This is a genomic window from Arthrobacter sp. D1-17 (genome assembly GCF_054130535.1).
In genome coordinates this window covers 3,403,278-3,423,773 of record NZ_CP096382.1, presented here as the reverse complement: position 1 = coordinate 3,423,773, position 20,496 = coordinate 3,403,278, and the positions used below count along the sequence as shown (strand labels likewise).

The window sequence follows — 20,496 nt, the reverse complement described above, 5'->3', positions numbered from 1 at the left end:
GAGTTTTCTGGACGAATCTTGTGTGTTGCCGGCCTTAGGCAGCCTTTCTCCGTGGTCCATGGTCCTGCTTGCCACCGGTGGCGTTGTCACCGTCGCCCGCCATGATCAGTCCGCGGGCCCAGCCGACGGGGACGGTTCCGTAGCCTTTGCCGCCGCAACCGGAGTGCGGGTGTCGGGGGCGGGTTCTGATCGATCATACTGAAGCGGCACAGGCCGTACGCCACCTACCGGATCAGATGGCCAAAGGTACTGCCGAGAAAGCCGAAAGCGGGACGCTAGCCCAGGGCGCCGGCGTCCTTCGCGTCCATGATCCGGTAGGCATAGCCCTGCTCCGCCAGGAACCGCTGGCGCTTGGCGGCGAAGTCCTGGTCCAGGGTGTCACGCGCCACCAGGGAGTAGAAGCGTGCCGCCCGCCCGTCCTGCTTGGGACGCAGCAGCCTGCCCAGCCGCTGGGCCTCCTCCTGGCGGGATCCGAAGGAGCCGGAAACCTGGATGGCGACGGACGCTTCCGGCAGGTCAATGGAGAAGTTGGCCACCTTGGAGACAACGAGGGTCTGGACGTCGCCCGCCCGGAACGCGCCAAAGAGTTTCTGGCGCTCCTTCACAGAGGTGTCGCCCTTGATCACAGGGGCGTCCAGCCGCTCGCCGAGCTCATCGAGCTGGTCGATGTACTGGCCAATCACCAGGACCTGTTCGCCGCGGTGCTTTTCCACAAGCTGCTCCGCCACCACGGTCTTGGTTTCAGACGTGGCGCAGAGGCGGTATTTATCGGCGTCGTCGGCCATGGCATAGGCGACGCGCTCATCACGAGGCAGGTCCACACGCACTTCCACGCAGTCAGCGGGTGCGATGTAGCCCTGCGCCTCAATGTCCTTCCACGGCGCGTCGTAGCGCTTCGGGCCGATCAGGCTGAACACTTCCCCCTCCCGGCCGTCCTCCCTGACCAGGGTGGCGGTGAGGCCCAGCCTTCGCCGGGCCTGCAGGTCGGCGGTCATCCGGAAGATCGGCGCCGGCAGGAGATGGACTTCATCGTAGATGATCAGGCCCCAGTCGTTGCCGTCCACCAGCTCGAGGTGCGGGTACAGTCCGCCGCGCTTGGTGGTCAGCACCTGGTATGTGGCAATGGTGACCGGACGGACCTCCTTCACGGCTCCGGAGTATTCGCCGATCTCAGCTTCGGTGAGGGAGGTCCGCTTGAGGAGCTCGTCCTTCCACTGCCTTGCCGAAACGGTGTTGGTAACGAGTATGAGGGTGGTGGTGGAGCTGGTGGCCATCGCGGCGGCGCCCACCAGGGTCTTGCCGGCGCCGCAGGGGAGCACCACCACACCGCTGCCGCCGGCCCAGAAGTTCTCAGCGGCGTGCTGCTGGTACGGCCGCAGTTTCCAGCCGGATTCATCCAACATAATCGGGTGCGGAGTCCCGTCGACGTATCCTGCCAGGTCCTCCGCCGGCCAGCCGATCTTGAGCAGCAGCTGCTTCAGCTGGCCGCGCTGGGAAGAGTGCACCACCACGGTCTCACCATCGATGCGCGGCCCCAGCAGCGGCTGGATCTTTTTGGCGCGGCTGACCTCCTCCAGCACCGGATAGTCGCTGGTCCGCATGACGAGGCCGTGCTGCGGATCCTTTTCCAGCCGGAGCCTGCCGTACCGGGACATCGTTTCTTCGATGTCGATGAGCAGCGAATGCGGCACCGGAAAGCGTGAGTACTTCAGCAGCGTGTCCAGCACCTTCTCCGCATCCAGGCCGGCCGCACGCGCATTCCATAGGCCAAGGGGAGTCAGCCGGTAGCTGTGCATGTGCTCCGGCGCGCGCTCCAGCTCGGCAAACGCCGCGATGGCGTGCCTTGCCTCGGTGGCCTGCTCGTGGTCGACTTCGAGGAGAATTGTCTTGTCGCTCTGGACGATCAGGGGGCCGTCGTTCACGCGGTGAAAACCTTCACGGATGGATGTCCTCTGCTGCTTCAATATCGATGATCCGGTGGATGGACAGCACTCGTTCCGTGTCTTTCGAGGGGTCGAAGACCCGCACACGTCCGCCCGTCACCGATACCGGAACAACCGTTTCCAGTTTCGCATTCCCAAGGCTGTCCACCACATTCATGGTCACCCGCTGTTTAAGCCGGATAGCCTTCCGCAGGGTTTCCAGCCCCAGCTGGGTTGCTTCCTCGCCCCCGTTTAGTCCGGCACCCGTCCGGTGGCCGTTTGTTACGGCCGCATGGCTGCGAAGCACGGCCAGCTGCGCGGCGATCTCCTCATCGGGCGGCGCTGTGCGTGGAGCGCTGTAGACCGGGCGTCCGCTGACGCCGGCGGGCGCTGCCGTCCGGTTAAGGCGTACGACGGCGGAACCCGCCTCGTCGACGGCGGGCGAGAGTCCCAGCCCGCGCAGCACGAGAGCAGTTTGCCGGGGCGGGGCGTGCGAAATCAGAACGGTCGGGGCGATGCGGATCAGGTTGAGGGAGGCTGCCGCGGCTTCACCCGAGAGATCCGCAAGCGCCGACTCGTCGTCGCTCTGGATAAAGCTGCCGGCCGCGCCAACCCGCAGTTTCCCGTGCCGCTGTGCGGTGTCCTCGATGAGGTACTCCAGCGGCTGCGGGACGGGGGTGGCTGAGTGCCTGCGCAGGAAATTCAGGATCGCGGCGGCGTCTTGCCCCGCGTCCAAGGCCCGCCTGACGGATTGCACTGAAAACCTGTAGATGGTGGCGGGTCCCTGCCCCTCGGCGTCGGCCATTTGCATTAGCTGCTTGGTGAGACCGGGGGTCAGATAGCCGGGGGCGACGGCCGTAAGGTCCGCCTGCAGCAGGACATGGTTCAGTGCGGCGGGAAGGTGTTCGCCGAGGATATCCATGGCTTCTTCCGGCTCTTCGGCGGCGATGGCTGCGCCAAGTTGGCTCAGCGCGCCGGATCCGAGCAGGCCGAGCATCTCTGCTTCGGCCAGGACTCCCCGGATAAGGGAGCTGAAGCGCCGTGCCATCCGTGGCTGCAGCCATTCGGCACGCTGCAGTACAGCTTCGGTGTTGAGGACGGGGGCAGTGCCGTCCGGCGCCTCGGCTTCCCGCGTCAGTTCCTGCAGTATCTCCAGGATCCTCTTTCGCACAACCGGGGCGTCGGTCCGTTGTGCCTCTGCGGAGAGCGCATTGACGGTGGCGGCTGCGGCTGCTTTTTGGCTGGACGGACCCCCGGGTCCTCCGTTGATTGGCTGGCCGACCATTGACGGCGCCCTTTCGCTCGCGAGCCAGGCGGTGACCAGCCACAACCATTGTTCCTGGCGGGGGAGGCCCAGCCACTCCAGCTCGGGAACCTGAATCCAGCAGGAGCTGTCCACATCCAGCCGGATCAGCCCGGACAGGGCGCAGAACTCGAGGAGGATGGCGGCCGTGTGCTGGTCCACCCGCAAAGCGTCGGCAAGCCGCCTCATTTCGCGAATGCCCACTCCGCCGCTCCTGAGGGTGGCCAGCGGCTGTTCCCGAACCGCGTGGAGCAGTTCACCCGTGAGCCGCAGTGTTTCGGCGATGGCTCCCAGGGCCGCGTTCCGGCGTAGCGAAGCAGTGGTGGTTCCGAGTGTCGGTCGGGGTGGAGAGAGGGAGAAGCTGTCAATTACAGCGCCGCCACGGAGGGAAACGCCGACGCTGTGGGGTAGCTCCACGTGCGCTGCGTCCAGGGGCACGAGCAGCCCCCGGGCGAGCAGCCAGTCCACTGGCCCGACGTCGTGCCCCTCGGTGGTGACGGAAACTTTCCGCTGCGCCTGGGGGACCGCACCCATGGCCCAGTTGCTGAATCTGGCGAGGAGCGCCGTCGTGCGTTCCGGAGCCTTGGCGAGGACGGCATGCAAGGCTTCGGGGGAAGCCGTCCAGTGCTGCAGGGCCAGCGCCGCCTCCATGGGGGTGGTGGCGGGCTGGATTGTGGCGCCGCTGCGGTGGAGTTCCCCGACGATCTGCACGACGCGCTGGGCGAAGGCAGGCTGCAGGCGGACGAGTTCAGTGTAGCTGCGCCCGAGTCCGGCCGGATAGATGCCGATGACATCTTTCAGGCTGACTACGGGCAGATAGAAACGCTGCCGGTGGGCTGACGGGCTGGTGGAGTGAGGGGGTTCGGCCCGGTGGACCAGTGCCAGCTCCTGGAGCGACATCAGGATCCGTTCAACGGCTGAGAGCGTTGAACCCGCAATCAGTTTTTTGACACCCGCGGCGGAAGCACTGTGTCCGGTATCCGTGTTGGTGCAGAGGTGCAGCGTCTCCAACACTTGCATATGCGGCCGGTCCAGGCGTTCCAACGCGCGCTGCACACTGACCCTGGCGCTTGCGCGTGCGGCCAAGGCGGGGAAGTCAGGTACGCCGGGCGAGATGAGGTCCGGGCGCGCAATGAATAAGCCACGCAGCGAGTCGTCGCTGCGTGCCTCCAGTTCCTTGCTGAGCGCACGAATAAGGGACATCAGTCCAACGTTACCGCCCGCCGCCGTTTCCTGCCCGGCGCCGTGCTGCCACGCCATCAATCAGCAGCACGAACATCAGGATGAAAGCGAGCGGAAGCCCGTAGAGGGCGGTGGAGGTAATCCAGGGCGGGGCAGCCTGCCCTCCGAAGGCCAGCGCCATGACTGTTCCTACGGCCGCGAGGGAAAGCACTGCGAGGACCGCGGACGCGATCATCAGGGGGCGCCGGAAACGCGTGGTAATCATGTACGTAACGCTAACAGCCCGGTCACCCGGCGGCGCCTCAAAGCAGGAATCCCAAGCCAGTCAGGATAACCTTGAAGGAGTAGACCAACATGGACCAGGCGGTCATACCCTGAACCCGTACATCAGTGCGGATGCGGTGACGGCCGGACGTGTATTAGACAGTCAGAAGAAGAAGGTTGATTACGTGCCTACCGGCAAAGTCAAGTGGTATGACAAGGACAAGGGTTTCGGATTCCTCGCGGGGGAGGACGGACAGGAAGTGTTCCTGCCCAAGTCCGCGCTTCCGGAAGGCGTTAACGATCTGAAAGCCGGCACTCGAGTGGAATTTGGTGTGGCCGACGGCCGCAAGGGGGCACAGGCTCTGGGCCTGCGCGTTTTGGACAAGACTCCCTCCATCGCCAAGGCCAAGCGGCCCAACGCCCGCGATCTCGCGCCCCTGGTGCAGGATCTGGTCACTGTCCTGGACAACCTGTCCGGCACCCTGTCCGCCGGCAAGTACCCGGAGGGTCACAAGGGCAAGGCCATCGCCGCTGCCCTGCGTAAGGTTGCCGACGAGCTGGACGCTTAGGCCTGCCCATGAATCCGGAACCTGAACAGGCCAAGCCGCAGGCGGAGCCCACGCCGTCCAAAAAGCGTGCCGCTGTTCCCGCCTGGCGGACCGGCAAACCGGACGCTGTCTTGGCCGCCGCGGTTGACGTGGCGCGCACCGCCATTGAAGGCATCGCGAAGGCGTCCGAGATTGGCGAGCACGTGGCGGCCCGCACCGAGGGCGACCGCCTCGTGACGCACCTGTTCGAATCAAGGCTGCCCGGCTACGTCGGCTGGCACTGGTACGCGGTGCTCACCCGCAATTCACGCTCCAAGGTGGTCACGGTCAGCGAGCTGGGCCTGCTGCCCTCGGAGGACTCGATCCTCGCTCCTGAGTGGGTTCCCTGGGCGGAACGCGTCAGGCCTGAGGACGCGCAGGCTGAGGACGTCCAGGCTGAGGAGGTCCAAGCCGAGGACGCGCGGACCGGGGACTCGCAGATCGGGGACGCCCACGCCGGCGTCCAGGAAGACGAGCCGACTGAGGCGGAACCCCGGCCAGCAGAGGGCGGCCCGGCCGGACCCGCGGGCCCTGTTGACGCATCCGACGGCGAATCCGATGGCGACCCCGCCACGTTGGCTCGGGCCCCCCATCTGGAACCCGCCGAAGCGTACGACGGTACCCCGGCCGACGACACCCAGGGCGACGGCACGCCGGCGGACGACACCCAGGGCGACGGCACCCCGGCCGACGACACCCAGGGCGACGGCACCCCGGACGACGACACCCAGGACGGGAGCGCTCAGGGCGGGAACTCCCAAGGCGGGGACGCGGTTGAGGCGGACAGCCCCGGGCAGGGCTGACCACGCCATTGACGTTCCCGGGGTTTGAGCGGCGCGAAGGCAGACGATGATGTCCACCTTCCGGTCCCTGCACATTCTCAATTATCGGATCTGGTTCATCGGAGCCCTTGTCTCCAACATCGGCACCTGGATGCAGCGGACCGCCCAGGACTGGCTGGTCTTTGACCACCTGACCAGGCACGACGCCGGCGCGATGGGCGTCACCATGGCCCTGCAGCTCGGGCCGCAGCTGTTTCTGGCACCAGTTGCAGGACTGGCCGCCGACCGCTACAACCGCAAGCAGTTGCTCGTCATGACCCAATCCGTCATGGCGCTGCTGAGTGCCGGGCTCGGCATCCTGGTGGTGCTTGGGGCCGCCGAACTGTGGCACGTGTATGTGTTCGCTCTCATGCTCGGAATAGTCTCGGCATTGGACGCACCTGTGCGGCAGACGTTTGTCTCCGAGCTCGTCAAGGATGAACTCCTGCCCAATGCCGTGGCCCTGAACAGCGCTTCGTTCAACGTTGCCCGGATGATCGGCCCAGCAGTAGCCGGCCTCCTCACGGTGGCGGTGGGACCCGGGTGGGTGTTCCTGATCAACACCCTCACGTTCCTCGCTCTGCTGGCCAGCCTCGCCAAAATCCCGACGCCGTCGCTCCGGTCCCTGCCCCGCGCAACCGGAGGAAAGGGCAGGATCCGCGAGGGTCTTCGCTATGTTCGCTTCCGCCCGGACATCGTGGTGGTCCTGGTGGCCATCTTTATCGTCGGCACGCTGGGGCTGAACTTCGTCCTGTTCATAGCGGCGATGGTTGGCACCGAATTCGGTCTGGACGCGAAGGCCTTCGGGCTGATGAACTCCATCATGGCCCTTGGCTCCGTGGCAGGTGCACTGCTGTCCGCCCGCCGCAGCAAGCCGCGGCTTCGCATCATTTTTGGTGCCGCTGCAGGTTTCGGCGTTGCCTCCGGACTCGCAGCGCTGGCACCCGACTACTTCTGGTTCGGCGCCGCGCTGGTGCCCGTGGGGCTCTTCGCGCTGACCATGCTCACGAGCGCCAACGGCTATGTGCAGGCCACCACGGACGCTGTGATGCGCGGCCGCGTCATGGCCCTTTATATGGCGATCTTCATGGGCGGCACTCCCATCGGCGCGCCCCTTGTCGGCTGGGTGGCCAACGTGGCCGGCCCCCGCTGGGCCATGGCAGTGGCGGCCGGGTCAGGCTTGTTGGCCGCAGCCATAGGTCTGGTGTGGGTCATCCGGGCTAGGATGCTCCGGCTCCGGGTAAGCCGGCCGCCCCGCGGGCTACCGCGGTTCACAGTGATTTCGGGGGCGGGCGCCGCTGCACCGGACGGAACAGCGGGCTCAACAGCGGACGGCGCCGCCCGGCACTCAAGCCCGGACGACGCCGCCGAACGCTGAGGCTCTGAAGCGTCACCAGCAGGACAGCGACCCTGGTCCGATCACCGCCAGTGATGCAGGAGGCTACTTTTTCAGCTCGCCCACCACGTAGTCGATGCAGTCCAGCAGCGAGGAGACGTCGGAGGGCTCAATGGCCACGAAGGTGGCGATGCGGAGCTGGTTGCGTCCCAGCTTCCGGTATGGCTCCGTGTCCACGATGCCGTTGGCGCGCAGGATCTTGGCGACCGCGGCGGCATCAATGGAGTCGTCGAAATCGATGGTGGCGATGACGTTCGAGCGCTCGGCTGCATTCGTGACGAACGGGGTGGCGAACTCTGACGACTCGGCCCACTTGTAAACGCGGCCCGCGGAGTCTGCCGTGCGCCGGGCGGCGAAGTCCAGGCCCCCATTTGAGTTGAGCCACTGCACCTGGGCATCCAGGGTCACGAGGGTGGCCAGTGCCGGGGTGTTGTAGGTCTGGTTCAGCTTGGAGTTGTCGATCGCCGTCTGCAGGTCCAGGAAGTCGGGGATCCAGCGGCCGCTCGCCTTGACCCGGGCCGCGCGCTCCAGCGCGGCAGGGGAGAAGAGCCCAAGCCACAAACCGCCGTCGGACGCGAAGTTCTTCTGCGGCGCGAAGTAGTAGACGTCGGTCTGGGCGACGTCGACATCCAGGCCGCCGGCGGCGGACGTTGCATCCACCAGGACGAGCGATCCGGCATCGGCGCCGGCCACCCGCTGGACTGGGGCAGCAACGCCGGTGGATGTCTCGTTCTGGGGCCAGGCGTAGACGTCAACACCGGCTTCGGACTGGGGTGCAGGGCATGTTCCCGGTTCCGACGTGATGATGGAGGAGTCGGAAAGGAACGGCGCCTTGTTGGTGGCTGCGGCAAACTTCGAACCGAACTCGCCGAAGGAGAGGTGCTGGGCTTTCTGCTCCACCAGGCCGAAGCTCGCTACATCCCAGAAAGCCGTTGAGCCGCCGACGCCGAGGATCACTTCGTAGCCCTCAGGAGCGCGGAAGAAGGTGCTTAGGCCCTCACGGACGGAACCGACCAGGTTCTTTACAGGGGCCTGCCGGTGGGACGTGCCCAGGAGCGTTGTGGACGCTGCGGACAGTGCTTCAACCTGTTCGGGCCTGACCTTGGAGGGCCCGGCGCCGAACCGTCCATCCTTTGGCAGGAGATTTGCTGGGATAGTGATGCTGGTGTCGCTCACAGTGGCTCCAATTTTCGGCATGGACATGCAGTTCAGCTGGGGGATCGATGACCAGCGGCCAGACATGGCTGCCGCGAAGGCCCCTTTTATTCTGCCTGAGACGCTGAAATCCGGGGTAACCCGGCCGTCACAGTCCAGCTATTGAGACGCCTCCGCGCTCAGCCAAATTATCTGGAGTAATTCAAAATAGGCTAAGCTTTTAGAGGACGTAGGGGCGGAAAGCCGGTGTTGCGCCGCCGCCGGTTTGCGGCCGCGGTGCTGAACGCCGCAACCTCGGACGTAGGCCCGCGGTACGGTGGGACGGACGCAAGTACTGTGCTCGAGGAGCTGAGCTGAATGACGGATCTGATCGATACCACGGAGATGTATCTTCGGACCATTTTGGAGCTTGAAGAAGAGAACATCGTGGCACTTCGGGCCCGCATCGCAGAACGCCTCCGCCATTCTGGCCCCACTGTTTCGCAGACCGTAGGCCGTATGGAGCGCGACGGACTGGTGGTGGTTTCCGGCGACCGTCACTTAGAGCTGACGGAAACAGGCCGGAAGCGCGCCACTGAAGTCATGCGGAAGCACCGCCTGGCTGAGCGGCTCCTCGCCGACGTGATTGGCTTGGACTGGGCATACGTCCATGACGAGGCCTGCAGGTGGGAGCACGTGATGAGCGAGCGCGTGGAACGCAGGATTTACGAGTTGCTTGACCATCCCACAGAGTCGCCATACGGAAACCCGATTCCAGGGCTGGCTGCACTTGGCGGTGAGCCCTCACGGGCATTCGCGGACGGCGTCATGAATCTGCTTGAAGCGATGGCCGGATATGCTCCGGAGTTACGGGTCACTGTCAGCAGACTGGCAGAGCCCATCCAGGTTGAGCCCGAGCTGCTGCTGCAGCTGGACGAAGGCGGCATCAGGCCCGGTGCAAGTGTGTCCCTTGAGCGCGTCGGAGAGTACATCTCCGTTCGGGTTCCGGGTATAGAGGGCGCCCTTGAGCTGCCGCCGGAAGTAGCAGCGCACGTGTTTGTCCGCGTGGGTTAGACCTCTCCAGCAACGAGCAGATGTCCGACATCAGTTGGCAGACGACCGACTAGTTTTGCACATTCGAGGTAACGGATTTATTACTGGAACCTTTAATCGCCTATAGTTAAATCGCAGCACCGATACCAAAGCGTTACCTGATCCGGAGCCGAACTCTGCCAGCGGATCAGTAGCTCGAAACACCTTCTGGCAGAGGCGGGGGAACCACAACCGGCCGTTCAACGAACGGCCTTGGGGTGAAGTCCGCAAGGCAAGCCATTCTCACAACTGGAATCTCCTGGGATACCCCTGTGCCGAAAAGCTTGCCGTGGCGGACCGGGTCAATGATCTCTCTGGCCCGAATCCGACAGCTAACTTCGCAGGCTATCCAGAGAGGAACAGTTCTTGACCATGCAGAATGCCCGGGGCCGTCGCCGTGCGACGGGCCCCGCTGCGGAGCCGCGCACTCCCATAGCAGTCGCCGTCGAGCGGCCCCGCGATGCCCAGCGCGAAGCGCGCAGGCGACGCGGCCCCTTCCGTCAGGTCACAGACTTTGCCGCCGCCAGCGGCATGGGCCAAAAAGCCGGAGTCGCGCTGGCTGCCACAGGCCTCCTGCTGACTGTCACAGTTCCCGCCACCAGCCCCGTCATGGCGACGCCGGACCAGGGCGGCGCAGCGCCGGCGAATGCGGCTGTGGCGGCAGCCGCGCCCAAGGTTTCTGCCGAGGCGGCGGCCAAAATTGACTTCAGCCGCACCTCCGTAGCTACAGCCGGTGACCCCGAGGGCAAGCTCAAGCAGCTCCTCAGCGCCCAGTCTGCCGGCAGCATTAGCCGGGCGGCGTCAGCGGGCAGCCTGGGCCTCCCGCTGGAGACCATGGTCAAAACTTCCCCGTTCGGCTACCGCGTGAGCCCGATTACGGGCGGCGCGGGAGAGTTCCACCGAGGCCAGGACTTTGCTGCCCAGTGTGGAACACAGGTGTTCGCCGCCGCGAGCGGCAAGGTTACCTTTGCCGGCTGGCACCCGTACGGAGGCGGCAACAGGGTTGTCATCGACCATGGCAACGGCCTGGAAACCACGTACAACCATTTGTCGTCATCAAGCGTCCAGGTAGGCCAGAAGGTCACCCGCGGCGAAGCGGTGGCACTTAGCGGGACCACCGGCGCTTCTACGGGCTGCCACCTCCACTTTGAGGTGATGGTCAACGGAGACGTTGTCAATCCCGCTGTGTGGCTCTAAGCAAAACGATGGAGAACTCTCACATTCTCGTGACACGCCGTGATCTGAATGTGACATTCGCTCCGAACTGCTGTACCGTCTAAACCGCGTCAACTTTTCCGAAGTTGACGCCTTTGAGTGGATTGCCTAACTCTGCCACCGCTCAAGGTCCGTTCGCATTACATCGTCTGGCAGGGGCGGGGGAACCAATTTTGGTCTTCGCAAGAAGGCCTTGGGGTTAAGTCGCAAAGCTTCTCAGGAAGCAGCGCGGCCGGGTGACTCCCATCCGAATCCGACAGCTCACCTCGTAGGCATTGGGAGAGGCTACCTTCGTGTCTTCACGCCACAATTCTGCGCGCCACCGTGCGCAAACGGTTCGCAAGAACCCGATCGGCGCCGTGTCCAAGGCAGTAAGCGCCAACGCAGGAACAGTAGGTCGCCAGGCAGCAGTCGTCGCAGCCGCTTCAGGTCTTGTCCTGAGCGTCGGCATGCCAGCCAATGCAGCCGACGCCAATGTTGGTATTTCCGCCTCCGCTGAGTCGGGATCCCAGGCTACGCAGCTCGCTGTGACAGCCGCGCCCACCGCCACGGTCTCGTTCGAGCGTCCCGCCGTCACCACCGAGGCAGCGCCGGTCATCGAAACCCTCGCGGTGCAGTCCAGCGACGACACCGCCGCTGCAGCGGCAGACGTTGCCGCCGAAACCGTAACGGCCAAGGCTGAAACGGCTGACGCAGCAGGGTCGGGCGCAACTGCGGGTCTCGCTGCCATCGCCTACACCGGCATCGGCAACCCCTACGTATGGGGCGGCACCACCCCCAGCGGTTGGGACTGCTCTGGATTCACTCAATGGGTCTACGCACAGGCAGGCATCAGCATTCCCCGCGTGAACGCGTGGAACGCCATGCAGCCCACGTCTGCTCCCGCTCCCGGTGACCTGGTCATGCAGAACGGCGGTGCCCACGTTGGCATCTACGTAGGCAACGGCATGATGATCAGCGCGCTGAACCCCTCGCAGGGCACCCTCCTGCACGCAGTGTCCGCCACGGGCACCGCTTCGTATTACACCCTTCGCTAAGAACCCCACTCGAGACGATCCGGCGTACCCCCAAGATGCCGGCGCGTCGCTAAACCGCGGCCTGCTACAGCGGGCAGCGGACCACGAAAGAGAGAAATCATGACTACACGTGCGACCAGTGCACGCCACCGCGCCGAGGTTACCAAGACCAACTCGCTGACCGTCATTGCCAAAGCTGTCGGCGACAACGCCGGTGGTGTAGGCCGCCAGGCTGCAGTTATCGCTGCTGCTTCCGGACTCGTTCTGACCAGCGGCGTTGCCGCTAACGCTGCTGAGACCAACGTCCAGCGTGACTCCGCTTCTGCGTCCACCCTCGAAGTGCAGTCGCTTGCTTCCGCTCCGATTTCCGCCGCATCCAGCATCGCCATCTCCTACGAGAAGCCTGCTGTCACCACCGAAGCTGCCCCCGTTGTCGAGGCCCCCAAGCCCGTCGTCAAGGTGCAGGAAGCTGCCCCCGTTGAAGCGGCTCCGGTTGCCGAGGCAACAGTCGAAGCTGCTCCGGCAATTCAGACCGCTTCCGTGAAGACCGCCGCAACCACCGAGTCTGCTCCGGCCAAGGCGGCTGCCAGCAGCGGCATGGGCGCGTCGATCGCTGCTGCTGCATACGCCCAGCTTGGCGTTGCACAGGACTGCACCCGACTGGCGACCAACTCCCTGGCCGCCGTCGGCATCAACTACCACGGCTGGCCGGCAGGTTACCTCTCCCTGGGCCGCACCGTCAGCGCCGCTGAGGCCAAGCCGGGCGACCTCGCCTACTACAAAGACGGTGGCATGGGCCTGGCCCACATCGCTGTTTACGTCGGCAACGGCCAGGCTGTCCACGGTGGCTGGAACGGTGGAACCACCGCTCTGTTCAGCGTGAACGTCGGCTCCGGACCGGTCTTCATCCGCGTCGGCGGCTAAGACAACACACGTTCCAAGCTCTCTAGGACCCCTGCCATTGGGCAGGGGTCCTTTTGTCTGCGCGGCGCAATGGGCCCGGCTAACTGTGCCTTTAATCATGCCGTTTACCCACGACACGCGTCCTGCGACATTTGGTCGATTCGTCGATCTGGGCTATGAGTGTTTACTCTTATGGTGTCGATCCATAGCCCGGACATGCAGAGGGCAGCCGGCCCTCGGGCCTCTGCCGGGTGCGGCCGTGAAGAGGTATGCGCATGCGCACGCTCGTTCTCAATGCTGGATATGAACCGCTGGCGGTTGTAAGTTTCCGCCGGGCGCTGGTCCTTGTGCTGACCGGGAAAGCCAGTGTGGTAGCCGAAGGTGACGATCCCGTCGTGGGACCGCAGGACATCATGGGCCGCCCGTCCGTGATCCTCCTGAACCGGTATATCCGGCCGCGGTACACCATGGTCACCGCCGTGAGCCGGCGCGGGGTGCTGCGCCGGGACGGGCACAGGTGCGCTTACTGCGGAAAAGCAGCCCACACCATCGACCACGTCCACCCAAAGTCACGGGGCGGCGCCGATTCGTGGGAAAATCTCGTCGCTGCCTGCCTACGGTGCAACAATGTCAAGGGCGACCACACACCGGCGGAAATGGGCTGGAAGCTGCGTTTCGTTCCCGCCCCGCCTGTCGGAACGGTCTGGCAGATTAAGGAACTGGAGAAGCCCACGCCTGCGTGGGATCCGTTCCTGCTTCCGGAGACCGCCGCGTAATCCTTCCGCAGTAGGCTGGGGATGTGGACTTCGACACAATAATCCTGGCCGGGGGGCGATCCTCGCGGCTCGGCGGCTCACCCAAATCTGAACTGACGTACGACGGCGGGACCCTCCTTGAGCGGACGATCGCTGCGGCGGGCGGTGCCCGCCATATAGTTGTCGTCGGTCCGGTGACGGAAGCTCTCCCTGCCGGCGCGCACGGCTGCCGGGAAGACCCGCCGTTCGCCGGGCCCGCTGCTGCGATCGCCGCGGGCCTCGCAGAGCTCCAGTCCCTGCATCGGTCAGGGCTTGGTGAAGCCGTGGCTTCCACAGGAGTTGCCCCCTTTACCCTCGTACTGGCCTGTGACATGCCCCATGTGCACATGGCAATCCCCGTGTTGCAGGAAGTACTGCTTTCCCTGGACTGGGAGAATCCGGATGACGGAGCACGGTGCGGCGGTGTCATGGCTGCCTCCCCCGAAGGGCGGAGGCAGCCGCTGGCGGGTTTTTACCGCACCGCTGCGCTCCGTGCTGCCGTGGATGATGCTGCCGCGCGGAACGAGCTGAACCACGGGTCAGTTTTCGCTCTGCTTGCTAGGCTTGACGTAATGGCTGTCACCGTCCCCTCCGGCTCCACAGATGATGTGGATACCTGGGATGATGCTGCCGCATTGGGAGTTGACGCGGGCGCGAACCGGGCTGAACGGCCGGGCCGCAGCTGAATTTGGAGGCAGGCATGAAAAGCCAGGACGAAACGCTTGAAGAGTGGTGCCGGCTGCTGCTTCGGACCTTCGAGCTCGAAGACGTGCAGGTGGACGTCAATGAGGTGTTGTCGATCGCGGGGGTTGCTGCGCACTCTGTCGTTAGGCCGGCAGCGCCGTTGACCACCTTCATCGCCGGTTTTGCCGCCGGCCTTGCATCCGGCTCCGGCCAGGCTTCGGACGTGGCCTCGATGAAATCCGCCCTGGACGTGGCGCGCACCGTGTCGAAGGCGTACGCGGCTGGGGAGGCAGGGGAGAACCCCGCCCCTCCTGCCGCGGGTACCTCCACCGGCTCGACGACTCCCACCGGAACGTCTCCGACCGGGATGCCGGGGGAATGACATCGCCCCCCGCACATTCCGCCGACGGAGCCGCCCACCCGGTCAGTATTTCCGCCGAAGAATCCACCCAGGCAGCTTCTTTCGGTGAGACACCCGTCCACATGGCCCACACGTGGGAGGAGGCCCGGCAGGCGGCTTTTGACTGTGCCGCCCCGATTCCTCCCGGCCTGGTACCGCTGCGTGAAGCCTTGGGCAGGACCTTGGCCGAGGACATCACAGCGCTGCAGGACATGCCCCATTACGCCTCCTCCGCCATGGATGGCTGGGCCGTGAATGGTAGTGGCCCCTGGATCATCGCCGAGCCCGGGCAGCGGCTCGCTCCCCATCAGGCAAGTGCCATTGTGACCGGCGGGCTCCTTCCGCCAGGAGCCAAGGCCGTGCTGCGCAGCGAGAGCGGCGTCATGTCCACGGATGATGAGGGCTTGCCGGTCCTGGCCCTCGGCGGCTCAGCCCGTCCCGGTGAACCCCGCAACGGCCAGCACATCCGTAAAGCAGGGGAAGAAGCAGCGGCCGGTGAAGTGCTGGTCAAGGCCGGTGCCCGGATGAATCCTGCCCATGTGGCCCTTGCTGCCCTGGCCGGCTACGACGCCGTGCAGGTCCTGGGGAAGCCGGTGGTGAAGCTGCTGCTCACCGGTTCCGAAGTCGTGGAGCGCGGCCTGCCGGAACCGGGTAAGGTGCGCGACACCTTCGGCCCGCAGCTGGCCGGCGTGGTGGAGATGTTGGGCGGCATCTGCGCGTCGCAGGTCAGGATCGGCGACAGCTACTCAGAGTGGCTCGAAGCGCTCGAGGATGAGGGACCCTTGGTGGACCCGGAGGTTACGCCGGTGGAGGTGGTGGCCTCGGCGCTGCCTGCCGACGTCGTAATCACCACCGGCGGCACGGGAGTGTCCGGCACCGACCACTTCAGGCGGGCCGTAGCGGACCTCGGCGGGCGGCTCGTGATCGACAGCGTGGCGATGCGGCCCGGCCACCCGGTTGTCCTTGCCGAGCTTCCGGACGGGCGCTTCGTGCTGGGCCTGCCGGGCAATCCGCTTGCCGCCATGATGGCCCTATTCACGGTCGGCGCTCCGCTGCTCGCCGCGCTGGGTCATAGGACCCTGCCGCCGATCGAGGAGGTGCCGTGCGGAACCATGATCGATCCTGATCCCGGCCGGACGCGGCTCATGCCCTTCCGGCTCCTCTACGGCATGGCCTCGCCCGCCCAGCATGCGGGCCCCGGCATGATGCGGGGCCTCGCCTCCGCCGACGGTGTGATGGTGGTTCCGCCGCACGGGGTGCAGCTCGGTGAAGGCGTCCCGGCTTTTGCCCTGCCGTGGGGGCCGCCGATTCCCAGGCCCAAGCGCGCCGACTCCAGGCCCAAAGCTGGACAACGGAAGGCCGGAAGCCGGTCGGCTGCCAAAGTCGACGCGAAAAGCGGCCCTGTGGACTGGAGCGCCCTGCTGGATTAAGTCGCCTGCTGGACTGCGGCAGGGTGCCGTGGCCGAAGCGAAGCTGCCCTGCTGATGTTTCGGCGGCGATGCTCTGGGCGGACGTCCCTTGGTGTGCAGGCGCCTCGCTTGCAATGATGGAGGCATGAACAGGCTGGAACCCGGGGTGATCCTATGGGACGCGTGACGCAACGACGCAAGATTCACAGGTACGTCCTGGACGGGTCGCCGTCCGCCCTTGAGTTTCCGGTCCGGCACCGTGAAGACGTGCTCGCCGTGGAGGAGCCCCTCGAGATCCGGCTGGGCAACCTATCCTTCTCGGTCACCATGCGCACACCGGGGGATGACTTCGACCTCGTGGCGGGCTTCCTGGTTTCTGAAGGTGTCATCTGGAGCCCGGACCAGCTGATTTCGCTGCGGTTCTGTGCGGGCGAGGACGAAAACGGCGTCCAGACCTTCAACGTGGTGGAGGCCCAGCTCAGGCCGGACGTGGCCCTTCCGGACACCGGCCGCCATGTCTACACGTCCAGTTCCTGCGGCATCTGCGGCACCGACTCCATAGAGGCCGTGCGGAAGTCCTCCCATTTCCGCCCCGCTGAGGACACCCTGTCCGTCCCGGTCAATACGCTCGCGTCCCTGCCGGACCTGCTCCGGGAGGCACAGGCAGTCTTCGAGACCACCGGCGGCGTGCACGCTGCCGGCCTCTTCAGGATCGACGACGACGGCGGCGCCCGGCTGCTCTGCCTCCGCGAGGATGTGGGACGGCACAACGCAGTGGACAAGGTGGTGGGATGGGCACTGCGCGAGCGGCTCCTGCCGCTGTCCGGCACCGTGCTTCAGGTGTCCGGCCGGGCGTCCTTCGAGCTGGTGCAGAAGGCCGCCCTTGCGGGCATTCCGGTGCTGGCCGCGGTGAGCGCTCCTTCCAGCCTCGCCGTGGAACTGGCTGAGTCCAGCGGGGTCACGCTGGTCGGTTTCAGCCGGGGAAGCAGCCTCAATGTCTACACGGGCAGGGAACGAATATCGCTGCCGGCAGCCAAGCCGCTGCAGGAGCCGCAACCGCTTGGCTGAAGCCAAATTCCCAGCCAGCGTCACGACAGGCATTTCGCTGCTGCCAAGTGTACGGGACCCTTGGCTAACGCTGCCCAACGCAGTAGATTTTATCCATCGAATGGACACGTTGCTCCGCTCTTTCCGGAGGTGAAGCCTGCCGGAACACCAGCTGCGGAACGCATGGGCCGGCCAACAGCCGGGCATGGCGCCCCAGCCCCACGTATTGAAGAGGAATATCTTGCACGACGACCGCCGGATCACGGAAGTGCGCCTCGACCGATTCCTGCGGGAACGCATCGTGCCCGCAGTCTACTCACGCAGCGTGCCGCTGGCCCTGAGCAGCTGGGAAGCGCCTGACGAACCTGTCCCCGTCGCGGAGGCCCTGCTCCAGGACTTTACGCCGCAGGAACACGGCGCCGCCTGGGGCCGCCCCTGGGGCACGCTGTGGCTGCGTCTGCAGGGCGAAGTACCGGATTCCTGGGGGATGGCCCCGGATACAGAGGTGGAAATGGTGGTGGATCTGGGCTTCACCGCCGAAATTCCCGGCTTCCAATGTGAGGGAACGGCGTGGCGTCCGGACGGCAGCATCATCAAGGCAATTTCCCCCCGGAACCAGTACATTCCGCTAAAGCTGCTGGGCAGTGGGATGGCCGTGGACTTTTATGTCGAGGCCGCGGCCAACCCTGACGTCGCCCAGGGCTGGACCTTTGCCGCTACACCGTACGGAGACAAGACGACTGCCGGCGACCAGCCGCAGTACCGCCTCGGCAGCATCGCTATAGCGGAACTCAACAGGACAGTATGGGAGCTGCAGCAGGACGTCTGGACTCTGCGGGGGCTGATGCATGAGCTGCCGATGGAACTGCCGCGCCGCCACGAGATTCTCCGGGCGCTGGAGCGGATGCTGGATGTCATGGATCCGGACGACGTCCCCGGCACGGCAGCTGCAGGCAGGGCCGAGCTCGCCAATGTGCTGGCCAGGCCGGCGTATGCCTCTGCCCATCAGCTCGTCGCGACTGGCCATGCCCACATCGACTCTGCCTGGCTGTGGCCCGTCCGGGAGACCATGCGGAAGTGCGCACGGACGTTTTCCAGCGTCCTCGCCCTTATGGACGAGGACCCGGACTTTGTGTTCTCCTGTTCGTCCGCCCAGCAGATGGCATGGATTAAGGAGTTCTACCCCGAGCTGTTCGGCAGGATCCGCGAGAAAGTAAGGTCCGGACAGTTCGTTCCCGTCGGCGGGATGTGGGTGGAGTCGGACACGAACATGCCCGGCGGCGAAGCCATGGCGCGGCAGTTCCTTGAGGGCAAGAGTTTTTTCCTGGAGGAGTTTGGCATCGATTGCCAGGAAGCATGGCTTCCCGACTCTTTCGGTTACTCGGCTGCGTTGCCGCAGATCGTCAAGTCCGCAGGCAGCCGGTGGTTCCTTACCCAAAAGATCTCCTGGAACCAGGTCAACCGGATGCCGCACCACACCTTTAACTGGGAAGGCATTGACGGGACCCGGCTCTTCACCCACTTCCCGCCCGTGGATACCTACAACGCCGAACTGAGCGGTAGGGAGCTGGCCCACGCGGAGCGCAATTACCGCGACCACGGGTACGGCACCGTCTCGCTGATCCCCTTCGGCTATGGAGACGGCGGCGGCGGACCCACGCGGGAGATGCTGGCGGCAGCACACCGCGCCGCCGATCTCGAAGGTTCGCCCAAGGTCCGGATCGGGACGGCCCGCAGCTTCTTCGAGCAGGCCGAGGCCGAGTACAAAGCACTGCCGGTCTGGGTGGGCGAGATGTACCTCGAACTCCACCGCGGCACCTACACGAGCCAGGCCCGTACCAAACAGGGGAACAGGCGCAGTGAACACCTGCTCCGCGAAGCCGAGCTGTGGTGCGCCACAGCCGCCGTCCGGACAGAAGGGACCTACGCCTATCCCGCAGCCGAACTGAAGCGGCTCTGGCGGCTGGTGCTCCTGCAGCAGTTCCACGACATCCTGCCCGGCAGCTCCATCGCCTGGGTCCACAAGGACGCCGAACGGAACTACGCCGCTGTGGCGCGGGGACTCGAGAATCTCATTGCGCAGGCCGCGGCGGCTGTCCTGGGGGAGGGACCCACAGAGTTCCTGCTCAATGCCGGCCCCCACGAACGCCAGGGGGTTCCGGCGCTCGCGGCTGCCCCGGCGGTACACCCGGAAGAATCCATCCAGGCGGAACCGCGCGACGGCGGATTCCTGCTCGACAACGGGATCGTCCGTGCCGTGGTGGACGCCAACGGCCTGCTGACCTCGCTGCAGGACCGTGCGAGCGGACGGGAGGCGATAGCCCCGGGGGAGTTCGGCAACCACCTGGAACTGCACCGCGACACCCCGAACGAATGGGACGCCTGGGACATTGACGAGTTCTATCGGCGGAACGTCACTTCCCTGACCCAAGCAGCGTCCGTTGCGCTGGAGCGTCACGGCGGGGACGCCGTCGTCATGGTTGAACGGCTGGCGGGCAACTCCCGCATTACCCAGCGCATCACGCTGGCAGCGGGCAGCGCGGCGCTGGCAATCTCCACTGAAGTGGACTGGCAGGAACGGGAGAAACTGCTCAAGCTGGGCTTCCCGCTGGACCTCAGGGCGGACCGATCGGCAGCGGAGACGCAGTTCGGCCACGTTTTCCGGCCCACTCACGTGAACACGTCCTGGGAGGCAGCGAAGTTCGAGATCTGCGCCCACCGCTGGATCCATGTGGCCGAACCCGGCTATGGCGTTGCCATCGCCAACGCCTCCACGTACGGGCATGACGTCTCCCGGAACATCAGGGACGACGGCGGCTCTACCACCACCGTGCGGCTGTCACTGCTGCGCGCAACCAAGTTCCCTGATCCGCAGGCAGACCGGGGCCGCCATGTCCTCGACATCCTGATCCGGCCCGGCGCCGGCATCGCGGAGGCCGTCGAGGAAGGCTACCGTGCCAACCTTGCGCCGCGCACGGTAAAGGGAAGGCATGCCGTGGAGCCGCTGGTCTCCGTCGATAATCCGGCGCTCGTGGTTGAAGCCGTGAAGCTGGCTGAGGACGGGTCCGGAGACGTCATCGTCCGCCTCTATGAGTCACTGGGTGAGCGCTCCTCGGGGCGGCTGGCAGCCAACTTCCCAGTCCGTAGGATCCAGGCCGTGGACCTGCTGGAGTGTGCGGTCGAGGCACCCGGTGTGGCGACCGGAGTCGATACCGCAGACCTCACGCTGCGGCCCTTCCAGCTCGTCACCCTCAGGTTTGTCCGCTAGCCGGAAATCAGCCCGTTGGAATTCGGCGACATGGGAAATCAGCGCCCGTTGAACTTAGC

At 65.4% G+C, this 20,496-nt stretch carries 16 protein-coding genes, 1 pseudogene and 2 riboswitches; of the genes and pseudogenes, 13 read left to right on the top strand and 4 right to left on the bottom strand.

Annotation, left to right across the window (positions count from 1 at the left end; all coding sequences use genetic code 11):
- Window positions 1-275: 275 nt before the first annotated feature.
- From M1E01_RS15785 to M1E01_RS15775, 3 genes are read right to left on the bottom strand one after another with little or no spacing between them, the layout of a single operon-like run.
- Entirely contained in the window at window positions 276-1,922 is a 1,647-nt protein-coding gene (locus M1E01_RS15785) for a DNA repair helicase XPB (protein WP_457972494.1), read from the bottom strand.
- 13 nt (window positions 1,923-1,935) lie between these two features.
- The gene (locus M1E01_RS15780; RefSeq protein WP_457972493.1) at window positions 1,936-4,428 is read right to left on the bottom strand and encodes a helicase-associated domain-containing protein; all 2,493 of its coding nucleotides are present in this window, start codon (window positions 4,426-4,428) and stop codon (window positions 1,936-1,938) included.
- A gap of 10 nt (window positions 4,429-4,438) precedes the next feature.
- Complete coding sequence (locus M1E01_RS15775) at window positions 4,439-4,672, bottom strand: hypothetical protein (RefSeq protein WP_457972492.1); 234 nt, start codon at window positions 4,670-4,672, stop codon at window positions 4,439-4,441.
- A 184-nt stretch (window positions 4,673-4,856) separates the two neighbouring features.
- Here M1E01_RS15775 and M1E01_RS15770 point away from each other — a divergent pair, with 184 nt between their 5' ends.
- From M1E01_RS15770 to M1E01_RS15760, 3 genes and pseudogenes are all read left to right on the top strand, one after another.
- Window positions 4,857-5,240 carry a cold-shock protein gene (locus M1E01_RS15770; RefSeq protein WP_400480332.1) on the top strand — a complete coding sequence of 128 codons (384 nt, stop codon included), beginning with the start codon at window positions 4,857-4,859 and terminating at the stop codon, window positions 5,238-5,240.
- An 8-nt stretch (window positions 5,241-5,248) separates the two neighbouring features.
- Window positions 5,249-5,648 (top strand): annotated as a pseudogene (locus M1E01_RS15765) (DUF3027 domain-containing protein); the annotation flags it as partial.
- Window positions 5,649-6,110: 462 nt separating this feature from the next.
- The gene (locus tag M1E01_RS15760) at window positions 6,111-7,457 is read left to right on the top strand and encodes an MFS transporter (RefSeq protein ID WP_457974995.1); all 1,347 of its coding nucleotides are present in this window, start codon (window positions 6,111-6,113) and stop codon (window positions 7,455-7,457) included.
- 63 nt (window positions 7,458-7,520) lie between these two features.
- Here M1E01_RS15760 and serC read toward each other — a convergent pair whose 3' ends face one another.
- Window positions 7,521-8,651 (bottom strand): phosphoserine transaminase, encoded by a 1,131-nt coding sequence (gene serC / locus M1E01_RS15755; protein ID WP_457972491.1) that lies wholly within the window; start codon window positions 8,649-8,651, stop codon window positions 7,521-7,523.
- A gap of 336 nt (window positions 8,652-8,987) precedes the next feature.
- Between serC and M1E01_RS15750 the strand changes: the two genes are divergently transcribed.
- The 10 genes from M1E01_RS15750 (at window position 8,988) to M1E01_RS15705 (ending at window position 20,437) form a co-directional block, all read left to right on the top strand.
- On the top strand, window positions 8,988-9,683 hold the full coding sequence (locus M1E01_RS15750) for a metal-dependent transcriptional regulator (protein ID WP_457972490.1): 696 nt from the start codon (window positions 8,988-8,990) through the stop codon (window positions 9,681-9,683).
- A 161-nt stretch (window positions 9,684-9,844) separates the two neighbouring features.
- Window positions 9,845-10,063, top strand: a riboswitch (cyclic di-AMP (ydaO/yuaA leader).
- A 4-nt stretch (window positions 10,064-10,067) separates the two neighbouring features.
- Window positions 10,068-10,898 (top strand): M23 family metallopeptidase, encoded by an 831-nt coding sequence (locus M1E01_RS15745; RefSeq protein ID WP_457972489.1) that lies wholly within the window; start codon window positions 10,068-10,070, stop codon window positions 10,896-10,898.
- A 137-nt stretch (window positions 10,899-11,035) separates the two neighbouring features.
- A riboswitch (cyclic di-AMP (ydaO/yuaA leader) is annotated at window positions 11,036-11,205 on the top strand.
- Window positions 11,206-11,275: 70 nt separating this feature from the next.
- A complete protein-coding gene (locus M1E01_RS15740; RefSeq protein WP_457974994.1) occupies window positions 11,276-11,953 on the top strand; it encodes a C40 family peptidase in 678 nt (225 codons plus the stop codon).
- Window positions 11,954-12,052: 99 nt separating this feature from the next.
- Entirely contained in the window at window positions 12,053-12,856 is an 804-nt protein-coding gene (locus tag M1E01_RS15735) for an NlpC/P60 family protein (protein ID WP_457972488.1), read from the top strand.
- A gap of 254 nt (window positions 12,857-13,110) precedes the next feature.
- A complete protein-coding gene (locus tag M1E01_RS15730; protein ID WP_457972487.1) occupies window positions 13,111-13,611 on the top strand; it encodes an HNH endonuclease in 501 nt (166 codons plus the stop codon).
- Between the two features lie 23 nt (window positions 13,612-13,634).
- Entirely contained in the window at window positions 13,635-14,315 is a 681-nt protein-coding gene (gene mobA / locus M1E01_RS15725) for a molybdenum cofactor guanylyltransferase (RefSeq protein WP_457972486.1), read from the top strand.
- Between the two features lie 14 nt (window positions 14,316-14,329).
- Window positions 14,330-14,695 (top strand): DUF6457 domain-containing protein, encoded by a 366-nt coding sequence (locus tag M1E01_RS15720; RefSeq protein ID WP_457972485.1) that lies wholly within the window; start codon window positions 14,330-14,332, stop codon window positions 14,693-14,695.
- Between the two features lie 101 nt (window positions 14,696-14,796).
- Entirely contained in the window at window positions 14,797-16,143 is a 1,347-nt protein-coding gene (locus M1E01_RS15715; protein WP_457974993.1) for a molybdopterin molybdotransferase MoeA, read from the top strand.
- Window positions 16,144-16,296: 153 nt separating this feature from the next.
- The gene (fdhD, locus tag M1E01_RS15710) at window positions 16,297-17,190 is read left to right on the top strand and encodes a formate dehydrogenase accessory sulfurtransferase FdhD (RefSeq protein ID WP_457972484.1); all 894 of its coding nucleotides are present in this window, start codon (window positions 16,297-16,299) and stop codon (window positions 17,188-17,190) included.
- Between the two features lie 220 nt (window positions 17,191-17,410).
- On the top strand, window positions 17,411-20,437 hold the full coding sequence (locus M1E01_RS15705) for an alpha-mannosidase (protein ID WP_457972483.1): 3,027 nt from the start codon (window positions 17,411-17,413) through the stop codon (window positions 20,435-20,437).
- Window positions 20,438-20,496: the final 59 nt, after the last annotated feature.

What these genes read in the sequence shown, in the direction of transcription:
- M1E01_RS15780 (WP_457972493.1), bottom strand. Translation starts at nt 4,428, where the DNA reads ATGTCCCTTATTCGTGCGCTCAGCAAGGAACTGGAGGCACGCAGCGAC.
- M1E01_RS15775 (WP_457972492.1), bottom strand. Translation starts at nt 4,672, where the DNA reads ATGATTACCACGCGTTTCCGGCGCCCCCTGATGATCGCGTCCGCGGTC.
- M1E01_RS15760 (WP_457974995.1), top strand. Translation starts at nt 6,111, where the DNA reads ATGTCCACCTTCCGGTCCCTGCACATTCTCAATTATCGGATCTGGTTC.
- M1E01_RS15750 (WP_457972490.1), top strand. Translation starts at nt 8,988, where the DNA reads ATGACGGATCTGATCGATACCACGGAGATGTATCTTCGGACCATTTTG.
- M1E01_RS15735 (WP_457972488.1), top strand. Translation starts at nt 12,053, where the DNA reads ATGACTACACGTGCGACCAGTGCACGCCACCGCGCCGAGGTTACCAAG.
- M1E01_RS15730 (WP_457972487.1), top strand. Translation starts at nt 13,111, where the DNA reads ATGCGCACGCTCGTTCTCAATGCTGGATATGAACCGCTGGCGGTTGTA.
- M1E01_RS15720 (WP_457972485.1), top strand. Translation starts at nt 14,330, where the DNA reads ATGAAAAGCCAGGACGAAACGCTTGAAGAGTGGTGCCGGCTGCTGCTT.
- M1E01_RS15715 (WP_457974993.1), top strand. Translation starts at nt 14,797, where the DNA reads ATGGCCCACACGTGGGAGGAGGCCCGGCAGGCGGCTTTTGACTGTGCC.
- fdhD (WP_457972484.1), top strand. Translation starts at nt 16,297, where the DNA reads ATGGGACGCGTGACGCAACGACGCAAGATTCACAGGTACGTCCTGGAC.